We start from the raw sequence: 15,189 nt of genomic DNA on the forward strand, positions 1-15,189 counted from the left end.
TTGCCTGACTCTTCGGGAGACTCCACAACACGGAGCGACTGAAGTCGCCACTACGAACCAGCGGGCCACTTACGCCTGACTGCACTGGTCTCGGCTGCCTCTGACGCCACCTTTTTCTTCCGCTGTCCTTTGACGATGTAGGGGAGCAGGAAGAGATAAGTCCCACTGATCGCCATGACCAGCATCAGAATGGACGGTACTTTGTCCAGTTGTTCCCAGGCTGCCACGGTCTGGGGGTCGCCAATCAATTTGATGATCACCGCTACCGGGATGAGCAGCGCGGTCGGCACCGCGATCCAGCGGTGAAATTTACGCGACCATTTGGTCAAGAACTTCGTCATCGTCGAACTCCTCTCTTTCTCAGAAATGTTGCCTGGGCCGGTCGCTGACGCCGTGATCCCACGAACATCAGCGTCAGGATGATGAGCCAAACCACGATCCGTATCGTCATGGCCCGCAGGCTATCTGACGCGACAACGCCGCGGTAGGCGGTCTGGATGATGAGCATGACCAGGGCGTGGACGCCAAGCGTGCCGATGGCGGCGGGTAGGGCATACTTGTGCTGCGTCCAGATGAGTACCGCGGTGGTGAAGACGGTCAGGATGCCGATCGTGTAGTTGTAGAGCACCAACCAGTTGATCACATGGTATCCAGGATCTTTACCCAGCAGAACTTGCCCGCCAGCGAAGATGGCCATGACTCCGATGAGAAAGGCGAGGGCAGATGCGATTTTGTTGAACGTGATGTTCATGCGTTCGTCTCCTTGCTTGAGCTTGAAGTCAATTGAAGTCAATTGAAGTCATACGACTGGGCTGAGTATAGCCGCTTCTCTCCGTCAAGGTAACGACTTAAGTCGTAAACGCGGAAATGCCTCCTCGGTCAGGGTGTCTGCCAATAGCGCGCCACCAATGTCGGCGGGAAAATGCCGCGGTCGGTGACGATGCCGGCGATCAGGTGCGGCGGGGTGATGTCGAAGGCCGGATAATAGCCTTCGATGCCCTCTACGGCCGTGCGCACCGTGCCCTCACGACCCCGCGCGTAGAACAGCTCCTGTGGGTTGCGCTGCTCGATTTCGATGGCGCTGGCTGTTGGCGTCTGCGGGTCCGGGCCATCGTAGCCCAGGACGTAGAAGGGGATGCCATAATAATGCGCGGCAATGGCGTTGTGCAGCGTGCCCACCTTGTTCGTGATGTGCCCATCCAGGGTGATGCGGTCGGCCGCGCAGATGAACTTGTCAATCATGCCCTGGCTCATCAGGTGTGCGGGCATGCCATCGGTGATCAGCCGGACTGGAATGCCCATCTCCAGCGCGCACTGGGCGGTCAGCCGCGCGCCCTGCAAATAGGGGCGCGTCTCGGTCGGGATCAGCGTCACCCGCTTGCCCTGCTGTTTGGCGATCCAGAGCATCCAGCAGAGCGCGGCGCCGGCCAGGCAGTGGGTCAGGACACGGTCGCCGTCAGCCAGCAGGCTGGCCGCGTGGCTGCCGCAAGCCTGACTCACCTGGTTGCCGCGGCTGATCTCGCCATTGACATAAGACAGGATCGCCGCCTGCGCATCCTGGCCCGCGGCCAGCGCCGCTTCTGCCCGCTGCAGGGCCTGCGGCACGATGGCGTGCAGATCATCGGCCGTTGGGCGGGTGGCAAGCAGGCGCTGACTGGCCCGGCGCAAATCGGCCAGGTCAGGCCCGGCCAACGCCAGGCCCAGGCCGGCCGCGTAGGCCAGCGGCGGCCCGCCCTGCACCACCATCTGCTCGATGGCCTGCGCGGTCTCTTCCACCGTGCGGCAGACCACATACGCGGTGCGGAACGGATAGGCGCGGCGGTCAAGCAGAACGACCGCCTGCTGGGCCTCGTCGAAGCGCAGGGTGTTGAAGCGGTCGGCCAGAACGGCCGGGCAGGGGGGGATGGCTGGCGTTGGCGGTGTGACCATGCTCTTACCCGGCCGGCGCCAGGGCGGCGGCGAAGAGGGGCGCCAGCGCTTGCGGCTCATCTTGCCAGGCGAGCAGCGCGTCGGGCGTCATGTCCGGCAGCGCCAGGCCCAGGAAGCGCTCCAGGCCCGCCAGGTCCCAGCCGGTCAGGTCGTAGCGCAGGTCGCGCAGGTACTTGGTGAGCAGACCGGGCGGCAGATTGAGCCGCGGCGCGTAGCCCTGGGCAATCGCTTCGATGTGCGCCAGGCCATCGGCCTTGGCCGCGTGCAGCGCAGGAACGATGCCGCTGGCAGCCAGCTCGTGCAGCCGGTCGCGGCGCACGGTCCACAGGGCGAAGACGAACGGCAGGCCGGTCCATTTCAGCCATTCGTCGCCCAGGTCGAAGACGTGCGGCACCCCGCGCCGCGCAATGCTGCGGTGCAGCGAGCCTTCGATCAACGCTTCGTCGCCGATGAGCAGCGCGCCGGACGCGCGGCTGAGCATTTCCTCCAGGTTCTGTGGCGTCACCCGCCAGCGCGGGGCGATGCTGTAGCGCTGCCGGCACAGGGCCTTGAGCAGCTCCACGCTGGTGGCCGAGTGATCGGTCAGCGCGACCGTGCAGCCATCCAGCTCGGCCGGGTCGGGCATCCAACTGAAGAGGAGCACGGTTTTGACCGCGCCGAGCGTGGCAATGCCCAGGTTGGGGATGACGGCCAACTGATCGGCATGGCGCGCGGTTTCGATGGCCGAGATGGGCGCCAGGTCAATCTCGCCGTCAATCAGCATCCGGTTGAGCGTGGTCGGCACGCCGTAGACGAAGCGCACATCGCGCCCGGCCAGGCGCTCCTGCAAGCGGTAGTAAACCGGCTGCACGTTCAAGTAATCAATGACACCAATGGTTAAGGTCATCGTTAATTCTTTTCGTACCTCGTTGTACGGCCCTATCCAGGAACGCTAGTTTCCCAGTCCTCATAGTTGAGGTCCGGCACCCGCCTGAACTCACGCGTGTTGTGTGTGACCAGAACGGTCCCGTACGTTACCGCTGTGGAGGCAATCAACAGGTCATTTGGCCCGATGGGAGTGCCGGCTCTTTCCAGGTGTAGTCGGATGCGTGCGTAGGATTCGGCTGCTGAATCATCGAAGGGCAACGACTCAAACCGGTTGACAAATTCTTGTAGTGTCGCGAGATTCCTGTCTACTCTGGCACTTTTCATGACACCGTAGAATAATTCTGCTTTGACGACCGCACAGAGCTTGATCTGGGACGGAAGCGTATCATGCAGCCGTTGCTTGATAGTTTGAGATCTCCCGTTCAAGTATTGAATGCATGTGTTTGTATCGAGTAGGTAGATCATTCGATGTCCTCGCGAATCTCGAGTTGTCCCTCACTGCCACGCTCAATAGCATCATCGGCAAATGCGCCATAGGTCCGCTGAACAAAACTGTACCATTCGGATCGTTCTCTTAGCACGAGAACACCTGCGTTCTGCGGCGCTGGCGGCATCATCGTTCTAGCCGGCCATTCGAAGACCCTGATGATCTGGTACAACATGTCCAGGTAATCGTCTCGTACTTTTTCGATCTCGTCTTTGAGCAATTCACGTGTTATCATCTTTACCGTCCTTTGCGATTTCAATTGGGAACGGGTTGCGGCTGCGCGCGCCGGGCCTGCTTGGCGGCCAGGCGGGTCTGTTTGCGCCGGGCCACCAGTTCGGCTTCGAGCTGTTCGATAGGCTGATCGTACACCTTGACGATATTATACAGCGTATCGCGTTCTGCGGGTAGCTTGCCGGCCGCCACGATCAGGCGCATCAGTTCCAGCTTGTCCAACTGCTCCTCGGTGGTGGCCCCGGCATCGTGGTAGATCTTCTCCTCCACCACGGTGCCGTCTATGTCATCTGCGCCAAAGTGCAGCGCCAACTGCGCAATCGGCGGCGTCAGCATGATCCAATAAGCCTTGATGTGCGAGAAATTGTCCAGCAGGATGCGGCTGACCGCCAGGGTCTTGAGCGTGTCGTGCGCGGTGGTCCAGTTGGCGCGCTGACCCAGCGCGTTGTTGTCGGCATGGAAGCGCAGGGGGATGAAGGTCTGGAAGCCGCCGGTTTCGTCCTGCAGATCACGCAGGCGCAGGAGGTGATCCACCCGGTGCTCCGGGCCTTCGATGTGACCGTAGAGCATGGTGGCATTGGTGCGCAGCCCCAGGCGGTGCGCGGTGCGGTGAATCGCCAACCAGGTGGCGCCGTCCGCCTTTTCCGGGCAGATCTTGCGCCGGATGTCCGGATGGAAGATCTCCGCGCCCCCGCCCGGCATCGAGTCCAGCCCCGCGGCCATCAGCCGGCGCAGCACCTGCTCATGGCTCATGCCGGTCATCTGCGCGAAGAAGTCAATCTCGACCGCGGTGAAAGCCTTGAGATGAATCCAGGGATACGCCTTCTTGAGCGCGGCCAGGAAATCCTCATAGTAGGTGAACGGCTCGCTGGTGTGCAGCCCACCCACGATGTGGAATTCGCTCACGTTGGGCAGGGCGTCCGGCCGCACATGCTCCACGATCTCGTCCGCGTGCCAGGTGTACGCGCCCGCCTCGCCCTCATCACGGCGGAACGAGCAGAAATTGCAGTGAAACGCGCACACATTGGTCGGGTTGATGTGGCGGTTCTGGTTGAAAAAGACATAGCGCCCGCCATTCAGGCGCGTATTGACCAGGTCAGCCATCTGACCGATGGTCAACAGGTCGTGCGATTGGAAAAGGCGCACCCCATCGTCGAAGCCCAGGCGCTCGCCCGCCTGCACCTTGACGACCAGGTCTGCCAGCTCAGTCGTTCGTTCAGTAACAATCATCATCTCACTCCAGTTCGTTCAAGAAAAACACCAATCAGGATGACCGCACCAGCAGCGCGACCAGCGTCGCGACGAAGGCGATCACGCTGATGTAGCCGTTGACGGTGAAAAAGGCCAGGTTGACCTTGCTCAAGTCGTCCGGGCTGACCAGGCTGTGCTCATAGGCCAGCAGGACGCAGACCAGCGCCAGTCCCAGCCAGAAGGGCCAGCCCAGCGGCGCCAGCAGGCCAACAAGGAACAGCGTCAGCACGGTGAACAGATGACACAGTTGCGCCAGGCGCAGCGCCGCGGCCACCCCAAAGCGCGCCGGAATGGAATAAAGCCCTTCGCGGCGGTCGAACTCCACATCCTGGCAGGCGTAGATCAGATCGAAGCCGGCGATCCAGACCGTGACCGCAAACCAGAGCAGCCAGGGCAGTGGGCCGGACAGATTGCCGGCCACCGCGGCCCACGCGCCGGCCGCGGCCGCGCCGTCGGTGATGCCCAGGACGAAATGGCTCAGCCAGGTGAAGCGTTTGGTGTAGCTGTAGCCGATCAGCGCGATGACCGCGAAGGGGAGCAGACGCACCACGAACGCGTTGAGCATCCAGGCGGCCAGGGTCAGGATGGCCAGGGAGAGCGCGGCAAAGAGCCAGGTCCGCTGCAAGGAGAATTCGCCGCGTGGAATGGGGCGGTTGGCCGTGCGCGGATTGGCCGCGTCGAGCGACGCATCCACCGCACGATTGACCGCCATGGCCAACGTGCGCGCGGAGGCCATGGCCAGCGTGATCCAGATGAACTGCCACCATGTCGGCCAGCCCCCGGCTGCCAACACCATGCCCAAATAGGCGAAGGGCAGGGCGAAGATGGTGTGCTCGAATTTAATCATTTCGAGAAACGTGCGCACTTGCTTCATGACATCCCTCAGGCCAGCACGGCCACTGGAACGAAATCTGACCGCGTCAACGCCCCAAGCCGGGAAGGAATCGGTGTGGGCGCCAGCTCGGTCTCGCTGTAGGCCCGATCGAACGTGCGCACCAGGCGATAACGGCTGTCGCGCTGCGCGGGGGTGAAGCCGGCCTGGCGAATCTGCGCATGCAGGTCGTAGATGGTCATGCGCGGGTTTTCTTCGGTGTAGGCGTTGGCCGCGCTGACCACATTTTCTTCCAGCATGGTGCTGCCAAAGTCATTGGCGCCAGCGTAGAGCGCGCGGCGCGCCGTTTCCAGCCCTTGCGTCGGCCAACTGGCCTGGAAGTTCTGGAAATTGTCCAGGTAGATGCGCGCCACGGCGTTGGTGTGCAGATATTCGTCATAGTTCGCACCGTATTTGGCCCGATGGCGGCTGCGGCCCAGGCTGTTGGTTGTGCTGAGCTGCGCCGTCCACATGATGAACGCGGTGAAGCCATTCCCGTGCGCCGCCAGGCTCTCCGCCTGCAGATTGCGCAGGTTGGTCAGCGAGTTGATGCGGTTTTGCAGCGTCTCCCCAAAGCCGATGACCATCGTGGCCGAGGTGGTCATGTCCAGGCGCTGCGCGATGCGCATGGCCTCCAGCCACTCCGCCGTCCGGGTCTTCTTGGGGGTGATGCGCTTGCGCACCTCATCGTCCAGGATTTCGCCGCCGCCGCCCGGCAGGCCATCGAGACCGGCCGCCTGCAGGCGTTGCAGCACCTGCGCCATCGTCATCCCTTCGATTTTGGCAATCGCCTCGATCTCCGACGGACTGAAGCAGTCCAGCTCGATTTCGGGATAGGTGGTTTTCAACCAGCGCAGCATCTCCTCGTACCACTCGATGCGCAGGTCGGGATTGTGCCCGCCCTGCATCAGGATGCGCGTGCCGCCCCAGGCGATCAGTTCTTCGATCTTTTCGCCAATCTCGGCCTTCGTGCGCACGTAGACTTCGGGATGCCCCGGCACGCGGTAGAACGAACAGAACTGGCAGTCGGTCGTACACGCGTTGGTGTAGTTGATGTTGCGATCCACCAGGTAGGTCACCTGACCGGGCGTGGTGCGCGCCAGGCGCAGTTGATGCGCCACAGCCATCGTCGCCTCCGGATCGCCGTCCTGGTACAGGATCAACCCTTCTGCGGGCGTCAGGCGCTCGCCTTGCGCCGCCTTCGCCAAAATATCATTTATGTTCATCACATCAATTCACTGTTTGATCGTCACTGCTCAGATTGAAATTCAGCCTGATTGGGGCAGGAATTCGCTCGTGGCGGAGTCCACCACAGAGAGATCCTGTTCATCCTGTTCATCCTGTCAAATCAACTTGCAGGGTGAGCAGTTACGTTTGATCTAATTATTGCCGCGACGCGCCAGGCGCCGCACAACCGCCGCGGGGCGACTCAACAGGCTGCGGCTGCCCGGCCCCGCGCTGTTCGCGGGCGCTGCCTCGGCTGCAAAGCCATATTCGCGCCAGCGCTCGCTCACCTGCTGCTTGATCGGCTCGCTCATGGCGACCAATTCCGGCCATTCACGTGTGTAGCCTTCGCTCGCCCATTTGCGCGTGGCGTCAATCCCGATCTTGCCCCCCAGTGCAAAGCGATAGCTGGCGTGATCCAGCGCGTCCACCGGCCCTTCCTGCACGATGATGTCGCGGCTCCAATCCACGTTGTTCAGCGCGTGGAACATCGCCTCGCTCACGTTTTGCACATTCACGGCCTCATCCACAATGACGATGCACTTTGGTGAGCATCATCAGTCCCAGGCCCCACAGCCCGTTGATGACCTTGCGCGCATGGCCGGGGAAGCGCTTCCTGATGCTGACCAGGATTAGGTTGTGGAACACCCCTTCCGCGGGCATGTTGACATCCACGATCTCGCTCAGGAACAGGCGCATGAGCGGCAGGAACAGGCGCTCGGTCGCCTTGCCCATCCAGTAGTCTTCCATGGGCGGCAGGCCGACCACCGTGGCCGGATAGATGGGCTGGCGCCGCATGGTGATCGCGGTCACGTGCAGCACCGGGTAGCTGTCCACCGGCGTGTAATAGCCGGTGTGATCGCCAAACGGGCCTTCGGGTCGCTTCTCGGCCGGGTCCACATAGCCTTCGATGACGATTTCCGCCTCGGCCGGCGCCTCCAGCGGCTGCGTCACGCAGCGCACCAGTTCCACCGGCTTGCCGCGCAGCCAGCCGGCCAGCAGGAACTCATCAATGTCGGGCGGCAGCGGCGCGGAGCCGCTCCACATCACCGCGGGATCGCCGCCCAGGCTGATCGCCACCGGGATGCGGCCCACGCCGGCCTGCTGCGCCTTGCGCTCATGCTCGGCGCCGCCCTTGTGCAACTGCCAGTGCATGCCCAGGGTGTGGCTGTCATACACCTGGCAGCGGTACATGCCCACGTTGCGAATGCCCTTGACCGGGTCACGGCTGATGATGGTGGTCATGGTGAGAAAACGCCCGCCATCCTGCGGCCAGCACTGCAAGATGGGGAGCCGGTTGAGGTCCGCGTCAGCGCCCAGCAGGACGATTTCCTGCACCGGCGCTTTCTTGACGATGGCCGGGCCCAGGCCGATGCTCCGCAGCGCGTCCCAGTAATCGCCGGCGCGATTCATCATCTGGCCCAGGCCCTTGGGTAGCTCCGGTTTGAGCAGCGCGCCCAGGTTGGCGGCCAGCTCATCCAGGTCATCCACGCCCAGCGCCAGCGTCATGCGCCGGCCCGACCCCAGCGCGTTGGTCAGCACCGGCATGGACGCCCCCTTCACATTTTCGAACAGCAGCGCCTTGTTCTGGCCGGCCGGGCCTTTGCACACCCGATCGGTGATTTCCGCAATCTCCAGCTCCGCACTGACCGGCGCGGTGATGCGCTGCAGCTCGCCGATCTCTTCCAGTTTCGCAATGAACTCGCGTAAGTCTCTAAACGCCATATGTTTCCCAATTTTTCATGTACATTCTACATTCTACATTTCTACATTGCCTGTCGTCTCAACGCCTGATTGTACTTCACAGGTCAAGGTTCGTCAAAGGACTTTTGACTCTCGTTAGACGGCAAAAGGGCCGCGTGCGTCAACCGATATCGCCAGATGAGAAAGGAGTTTGAGTTTTTCTAAAGTTTCCTGCAAGGTTTTTGAATGACACCGTATTCAGTGCTATAATAGTGTCATGCCAACTCAAACCTCTCTCCGTGTCGTCATTGATACAAACGTGGTGTTCGAGGGTCTGACAAAACAAGGCGGCAGAACGGATTGGTTGGTCATGTTGTGGTGGGGCACGGGGGAGACCCCGGCGGCCGCGCCCGGGGGGGGGGCGGGGGGGGGGCGGGGCGCGGGCGGGCGGGGGGGGGCCGGCGGGGGGGGGGGGGGGGGGCGCGGGCGGGCGGGGGGGGGGGGGGGTGACATGAGTCGGTTTGACCATGTGCGTTTACCTGAAACATTACATCGGCAGCTAGAAACCCTGGCTCAAACCGAAGAAACGTCGCTGAATCAGTGTATTGTCTATGCCCTCACGCGCCAGGTGACGTTGGCCTATACCATACAACCATTATCGGATAGGGCGATAGCTGAACAGAAGGCGAGCTTCACCACTTTGCTGCAGGACTTAGGACAGGCATCGTTTGCTGAGATCGAGCAGGTGATGGCCGCGCGTGAGAAGGCTGAACCGGAAGATGGCTTAACGCCTGAGGTCATCCAAGCGATAACAAGTCGTATTGTAGCTCAACGCCATGAAGCGACACACAAGCCCAACCAACGAATTAGGGCTTGAAGTTCTCTTAGAACCCTGGTGCAATAGGCCGATGCACATAATTGTACCACCCCGGGCGCGCCTGTCGCGACCACCGGGGATCAATTCAACCGTCCCGCTGGGACGGACGCGGATCGTGCGATCACGGGTGACGGGTTAAGGTCACGTGTCCCGCAGGGACACCGCGGTCGCCCGGCTGAGGAACACCTCCGCGGCTAGGTCGCGGCCCAGGCTGACCTCGCTGCGGCCCACGCGCAACCGCAATGGGCCGTTGAACGGCGCCACGTCAAGCACCTCCACCGTGGCCTGAGGCACCAACCCAATGGCGGCCAGGTAGCGCAGATGCGCGGGATCGAGGTCGCTCACCCATTCAATCTTCACCACGTCGCGGGGCTGCGCGCCGGCCAGGGCGATCTGCGAACGCTCCGGCACGGTCAAATCACGGCTGGGGATGGGATGCCCATGCGGGTCCATCGTCGGCTGCCCCAGCGCCGCGGCCATGCGTTCCTCCAAATCCTCGGAGATGACATGCTCCAGGCGGTCGGCCTCGGCATGTACCTGGTCCCATGGCATGCCCAGCGCCTCCGCCAGGTAAAGCTCCAGCAGGCGATGATGACGCACGACTTCCAGGGCGATCTTTTCGCCGGCCGGCAGCAGCTCCACACCGTGATAGGGCGCATGGCGCACCAGGTTCATCTCTGCCAGACGCTTGACCATGTTGGTCACTGAGGCGGCGGCCACGCCCAGTCGCCGTGCCAGGGCCGACGTCGTCACGCGGCCCTCATCCTGTTGCAGCAGATAGATTGTCTTCAGGTAGTCTTCGATGGCATGGCTGGCAACTGTCTCGTTGAGCATGTGGCCTTTTCTCCGCAAATTTAGACTTAACTAAATTTTAGATAGACGTGACTGTTTTGTCAAATTGCCTGACTGGAATTCGGCTCACATTGCCGCACAGGCCTGACGTGGTATAGACAATCCACATTCATTCTTCGCGTTGCTCGGCGCTTGTGCTGGATGGATGTCGAGGTAAATGATGATCGCTATGCCATCGCTGACAAAAAACAACCCATCGGCGCCCACCAACGGCGCGGCCCAGGGCATTGACCTGCCTGGCCTGCTCGACCTGTTGGCGCACGGCAGCATCCGCGGACGCCAGGACATCCCCTGGGGATCGAACTACACCTTCCTGGTGCAGATCGAGAAGGCGCCCTTGCGCGCCCTCGCCATCTACAAACCGCAGCGCGGCGAAGCCCCCCTATCGGATTTCGCGCCTGGCACGCTGTGCTATCGCGAATATGTGGCTACCTGGTCAGCGCCGCGCTCGATTGGTGGCTGGTGCCGCCCACGGTGCTGCGCGATGGCCCGCACGGCCTGGGAATGGCACAGTTGTTCGTGGATGCCGACCCTAACGAAACCTACTTCGATCTGCGCGACGATCAGTTTGACGAGCAGTTGATGCGCATGGCCGCCTTCGACGTGTTGACCAACAACGCCGATCGCAAGGGCGGGCACGTCCTGCGCGACCGGGGCAGCAATCGCCTGTGGGCCATTGACCACGGCCTGACGTTTCACACCGAGTACAAGCTGCGCACCGTCATTTGGGATTTCGCCGGTCAGCCCCTGCCCGCCGGTATCGTATCCGACTGCGGCCACCTCCTGAGTCATCTGCAGAAGGGCGAACCTCTCAGCGCGGAGTTGGGCAAGTTGATGAGCCCCGGCGAGCTCAACGCCCTGCGTCGCCGCACCGAGGCTCTGCTCGCCCATCCTGTCTTTCCCTCTCAACACCCTTCCTACCGCAACATTCCCTGGCCCCCGGTCTAAGCCGTCTCCCTGCGTCGCGGGGCCGGGGTCACGCCGGCGTGCTACGCCACAAACTGCTGGACGATCATCTCCCGGTACAACCCGCCCTGCGCCAGCAGCGCCGCGTGCTGCCCTTGTTCGACGATGCGGCCATCCTGCACCACGCAGATGAGATCGGCATGCTGGATCGTGCTCAGGCGGTGCGCGATCACCAGCGCGGTGCGTCCGGTCAGCAGGCGATCAATCGCGTCTTGAATGAAGGCTTCAGTGACCGTGTCCACACTGGCTGTGGCTTCGTCCAGAATCAGGATGCGCGGATCAGCCAGGGCCGCCCGCGCCATGCAGATCAGTTGGCGCTGGCCCAGCGACAGATTGGAGCTCCCCTCGGAGACCTTAGTCTGATAACCATCAGGCAGGCTCATGATGAAATCGTGAATCCGCGCCAGGCTGGCCGCAGCCTGGATCGCCGCCAACGGCGCCTCAGGCCGGCCAAAGGCAATGTTTTCGGCCAACGTGCCAGGAAAGAGGAACGGGTCCTGCGGCACCAGGCCCATCTGGCTGCGTAGGGAGCGCTGGCCCACATCCCGCACATCCAGGCCGTCAATCCGCACGGCGCCGGCGGTCACGTCGTAGAAGCGGGCCACCAGGTTGGCGATCGAGGACTTGCCGGCCCCGGTCGGCCCGACGAACGCCACCGTCTGCCCAGCTTCGATGCGCAGACTGATATCGTGCAGCACCTCAACATCCTCACGGTAGGCAAAGTGAACGTGATCGAGTTCCACAAGGCCGCGAATGGGCGGCATCTCCAGGGCGTCCGGCCGATCGGTCACCTGGGGAGCGGTGTCCAGAATCTCCAGCACGCGCTCGCCGCCAGCCATGGCGGCCTGCATGGTGGTGTAGAGTTGGCTCAGCTCCTGGATTGGCTCGAAGAAACGGGTCACGTAGGCCAGAAAGGCCACAACCACACCCAGGGTCAGGCTGCCGCTGACGACAAAAGCGCCGCCGAAGAACAGCACGACGCACGTCGCCACCATGCCCAGGAACTCCACGGTCGGCAAGAAGACAAACGAGAGAGACATGGCCGCCACGTGCGCGTCCCGGTTGATGCGGTTGACCTGGTCAAACTGCTCCTGGGTCGCATCTTCCTGGGCGAACGCCTGGATCACCCGCATGCCGGACAGATTCTCAGCCAGGTCACCGACCACGGCCGCGATGCCGCTGCGCGTCTGGCGAAAGGCAACCTGGGCGCGACGGGTGAAGAGGAGCGTCACGAGCAGCATGATGGGCAGTACGCCAAAAGCCAGCAGGGCGAGGCGCGGGCTAAGCGACACCATGATGACCACAATGCCAATCAGAAGGACGCTGTCACCCAATAGAGTCACCAGGCCCTGTGAGAGCAGGTCGTTGATCACGCCCACGTCATTCATGACACGCGAAATGGTGACGCCCACAATGTGCGTGTCATGATAACCGAGCGGCAGGGCCTGTAAATGGCCGAACAGGGCGCGGCGGAGATTGGTGAGGACGCGCAAGCCAACCCAGGAAAGCAGCCAGCGCTGCCCGGCCGATACCAGGTAGGTCCCGATAAACGTGGCCGCAATCACCAGCGCGGTGCGCCCCAAGCCTGGCCAGATCGCCCTGGGCCATGTTCACGTCAATCGCAGTCTTGACCAAGTAGGGTACTGCCAGGCTCAAGAGGGAGGATACGAGCATCAACAGCAGCGCGGCCGCCATGTGCGCCCAAAACGGGCGCAAAAAGGCGAGCAGCCGCCGGGCCACGCGGCGGTCGAAGGCGCGGCCTTCCGCGCGTTCACCGAAGCGTTCAAGCGCCATGCCAGGTCCCATCCGTGGGCCAGGCGCGCCAATTGAAAAACTCATGGGGTCACCGCCGCCCCGGTTTCAACACCGGCGGCCCTTTCCTGCGGTCTGAACTGGCGTTGGTAAATCGCCACATACAACTCGGACGTGCGCAGCAACTCGTCGTGTGTCCCGCGCGCCGTGATTCGTCCGCCGTCCAGCACCAGGATCTGATCGGCCATGCGAATCGTGCTCAGGCGCTGGGCAATGACGAACGAGGTGCGCCCGGTCATTAGACGCGCCAGCGCGACCTGGATCAGCCGTTCGGTGTCCGAGTCCACACTGGCGGTAGCATCGTCGAAGATGAGGATGTGCGGGTCTTTGAGCAACGCGCGTGCAATGGCGACGCGCTGCTTCTGGCCACCAGAGAGGGTGACGCCCCGCTCGCCCACGGTCGTGTCGTAGCCCTGCGGCATTTCCATGATGAAGTCGTGAGCCTGGGCCGCCTGGGCCGCGGCCATGATTTCCTGTTCGCTGGCGTCTGGCCGGCCAAAGGCGATGTTCGCCCGCATCGTGGCGGCAAAGAGGGTCGTCTCCTGCAGCACGATGCCGATCTGATCGCGCAACGAATTGAGCTGCACCGCGGATGTCATGGCCGTCCACGGTGATTCGCCCGTGCGTGGGGTCGTAGAAACGGGGTATGAGGTTGATGATGGACGATTTGCCAGAACCGGTGGGGCCAAGCAGGGCAATGACCTGCCCCGGCCGCGCTTCGAATGAAACATCGTTGAGCACCTGGTGGCGCCCGAAGTAGCTGAAGGAGACGTGCTCGAAGCGCACATGACCGCGGATGGGCGGGAGAGCCGGCGCGCCCGGCGTATCAGTCACTTCTGAGCGGGCGTCGAGGATTTCAAAAATGCGTTCACCGCCGGCGGCCGCGGTCACCAGGGCCGGCAAGATCATGCCGAGGCGGCGCACCGGCTGGATCAAGAGACCCATGTAGGTGGAAAAAGCCACCAGTTCCCCAAGCGTCAGTCGCCCACCGACGACCAACGAGCCGCCGTACCAGATGATGAATACCGTGCCCAGGTTGGCGACCAGATCGAGAAAGGGCATGTTGAGCGCCTGCATGCGGGCAGCCCGGGCCGACAGGTCAAACCAACGATCGTTTTCGACGTCGAAACGGGTCATTTCGGCCGGCTCCTGCGCGAATGCTTTCACCACGCGTGCGCCGCGCAGGTTTTGCTCCAGGTAGGTAGTCAGGACAGCCAACTGCTGCTGAACGGCCAGGGAGACAGGTCGAAAGGCACGGCCAAAGCGCATGGCCCAATAGGCCAGGAGCGGCATCGTCCACAAAGCTAAGAACGTGAGGTAGGGGTTCATCAGGGCCTGGAAAACGATCGCCCCCAACAGCAGGATCAGCCCTTCGGCCAGCCGCAGGAACGCGCGCCCGGTCACGAAGCGAATGCGATCAACATCCTGAATGGCGCGGGAGAGGAGCTGCCCTACCTGGGCGCGGTCGTGATAGGAGAAAGAAAGAGCCGCCAGCTTCCGATAGAGCGCGTTGCGCAGATCGTAGGCCACACCCTGCGAGGCGATCTCGGTCCAGCGGCCGGTCAGAAAGGCCAGGATACTCTTGATCGCCGTCAAGCCCAGGATGGCAAAGACGGCGAAGCGCAAGACGTCGAGTTCAGCGCCGCGCACCCCGCGGTCAATTGCGATGCGGATGATCTGAGGCGTCACCAGGGTCAGTGCGCTGGTGACAAGCAAGACCAGGTAAGCCGCGCCCGTCAGTTTCCCGTAGGGTCGAAGATAGCCCATGCAGCGCATCAGGATGCGCACGGCGCCAGGCGGTAGGCCCGACGCAGGAGGCGGATTCGTGGTTATGATCATGCCAGGCATCCCGTGACTATTTGCCACACAGCGGGCCGCTTGCCGCACTGCGCCATATGCAGAGGTTGGGTCAATCCTTGTCCGGTCACAGGCGGCAGTATAGCACGCCGGGCAACGTTGGACAAGAGGTCCGCTCAGACTTCCGAAGTCTCGCAGACTTCGGAAGTCTCTTGTTGCCACAGACACGGCAAAACTCCTGGCGATGCTTGGGGTTTTTACTGGTTGTTTGCGCAAGAGGCAATAGGGCTTACAATCGTACACGGCGATGTGTGATATACTTCTGCGCTGGCTGCGCCGGAG

Annotated in this window: 14 protein-coding genes and 2 pseudogenes; 3 read left to right on the top strand and 13 right to left on the bottom strand. The window is 62.4% G+C overall.

The annotated features are described in order from the left end of the window. Positions 1-50 precede the first annotated feature (50 nt). The 10 genes and pseudogenes from IPM84_04990 to IPM84_05035 form a co-directional block, all read right to left on the bottom strand. Positions 51-341: a hypothetical protein gene (locus tag IPM84_04990; protein MBK9092125.1), complete on the bottom strand. Its 291-nt coding sequence runs from the start codon at positions 339-341 to the stop codon at positions 51-53. Further along, positions 338-751: a hypothetical protein gene (locus IPM84_04995; protein ID MBK9092126.1), complete on the bottom strand. Its 414-nt coding sequence runs from the start codon at positions 749-751 to the stop codon at positions 338-340. Before IPM84_04995 ends, IPM84_04990 begins: the two co-directional genes overlap by 4 nt. Positions 752-879: 128 nt before the next feature. Further along, positions 880-1,929, bottom strand: coding sequence for a s-methyl-5-thioribose-1-phosphate isomerase (locus IPM84_05000; protein MBK9092127.1), 1,050 nt, complete (start codon positions 1,927-1,929; stop codon positions 880-882). A 4-nt stretch (positions 1,930-1,933) separates the two neighbouring features. Next, on the bottom strand, positions 1,934-2,815 hold the full coding sequence (locus IPM84_05005) for a menaquinone biosynthesis protein (GenBank protein MBK9092128.1): 882 nt from the start codon (positions 2,813-2,815) through the stop codon (positions 1,934-1,936). 32 nt (positions 2,816-2,847) lie between these two features. Further along, the gene (locus tag IPM84_05010; protein ID MBK9092129.1) at positions 2,848-3,261 is read right to left on the bottom strand and encodes a type II toxin-antitoxin system VapC family toxin; all 414 of its coding nucleotides are present in this window, start codon (positions 3,259-3,261) and stop codon (positions 2,848-2,850) included. Continuing rightward, positions 3,258-3,518 (bottom strand): hypothetical protein, encoded by a 261-nt coding sequence (locus tag IPM84_05015; GenBank protein ID MBK9092130.1) that lies wholly within the window; start codon positions 3,516-3,518, stop codon positions 3,258-3,260. Before IPM84_05015 ends, IPM84_05010 begins: the two co-directional genes overlap by 4 nt. Before the next feature lie 20 nt (positions 3,519-3,538). Continuing rightward, the gene (mqnE, locus tag IPM84_05020; protein MBK9092131.1) at positions 3,539-4,744 is read right to left on the bottom strand and encodes an aminofutalosine synthase MqnE; all 1,206 of its coding nucleotides are present in this window, start codon (positions 4,742-4,744) and stop codon (positions 3,539-3,541) included. 34 nt (positions 4,745-4,778) lie between these two features. Continuing rightward, positions 4,779-5,639, bottom strand: coding sequence for a UbiA family prenyltransferase (locus tag IPM84_05025; protein ID MBK9092132.1), 861 nt, complete (start codon positions 5,637-5,639; stop codon positions 4,779-4,781). Between the two features lie 8 nt (positions 5,640-5,647). Continuing rightward, positions 5,648-6,862 carry a CofH family radical SAM protein gene (locus tag IPM84_05030; protein MBK9092133.1) on the bottom strand — a complete coding sequence of 405 codons (1,215 nt, stop codon included), beginning with the start codon at positions 6,860-6,862 and terminating at the stop codon, positions 5,648-5,650. A 153-nt stretch (positions 6,863-7,015) separates the two neighbouring features. Then, positions 7,016-8,585, bottom strand: a pseudogene (locus IPM84_05035) (menaquinone biosynthesis decarboxylase). 469 nt (positions 8,586-9,054) lie between these two features. On the opposite strand from IPM84_05035, the gene IPM84_05040 reads away from it, so the two are divergent. Beyond that, positions 9,055-9,420, top strand: a complete 366-nt coding sequence (locus tag IPM84_05040) for a toxin-antitoxin system HicB family antitoxin (protein ID MBK9092134.1) — start codon at positions 9,055-9,057, stop codon at positions 9,418-9,420. Positions 9,421-9,561: 141 nt separating this feature from the next. Here IPM84_05040 and IPM84_05045 read toward each other — a convergent pair whose 3' ends face one another. Beyond that, complete coding sequence (locus tag IPM84_05045) at positions 9,562-10,254, bottom strand: metal-dependent transcriptional regulator (GenBank protein MBK9092135.1); 693 nt, start codon at positions 10,252-10,254, stop codon at positions 9,562-9,564. A 480-nt stretch (positions 10,255-10,734) separates the two neighbouring features. On the opposite strand from IPM84_05045, the gene IPM84_05050 reads away from it, so the two are divergent. Next, positions 10,735-11,220: a hypothetical protein gene (locus tag IPM84_05050; GenBank protein MBK9092136.1), complete on the top strand. Its 486-nt coding sequence runs from the start codon at positions 10,735-10,737 to the stop codon at positions 11,218-11,220. A gap of 41 nt (positions 11,221-11,261) precedes the next feature. On the opposite strand, the gene IPM84_05055 is transcribed toward IPM84_05050, so the two are convergent. Next, positions 11,262-12,821 (bottom strand): ABC transporter ATP-binding protein, encoded by a 1,560-nt coding sequence (locus tag IPM84_05055; protein ID MBK9092137.1) that lies wholly within the window; start codon positions 12,819-12,821, stop codon positions 11,262-11,264. On the opposite strand from IPM84_05055, the gene IPM84_05060 reads away from it, so the two are divergent. After that, positions 12,790-13,068, top strand: coding sequence for a hypothetical protein (locus IPM84_05060; GenBank protein ID MBK9092138.1), 279 nt, complete (start codon positions 12,790-12,792; stop codon positions 13,066-13,068). The genes IPM84_05055 and IPM84_05060 overlap by 32 nt on opposite strands. A 5-nt stretch (positions 13,069-13,073) precedes the next feature. Here the strand turns inward: IPM84_05060 and IPM84_05065 are convergent. Continuing rightward, positions 13,074-14,889, bottom strand: a pseudogene (locus IPM84_05065) (ABC transporter ATP-binding protein). Positions 14,890-15,189 lie beyond the last annotated feature (300 nt).

This window comes from Candidatus Amarolinea dominans, from assembly GCA_016719785.1.
In the GTDB taxonomy this organism is placed as follows: domain Bacteria; phylum Chloroflexota; class Anaerolineae; order SSC4; family Amarolineaceae; genus Amarolinea; species Amarolinea dominans.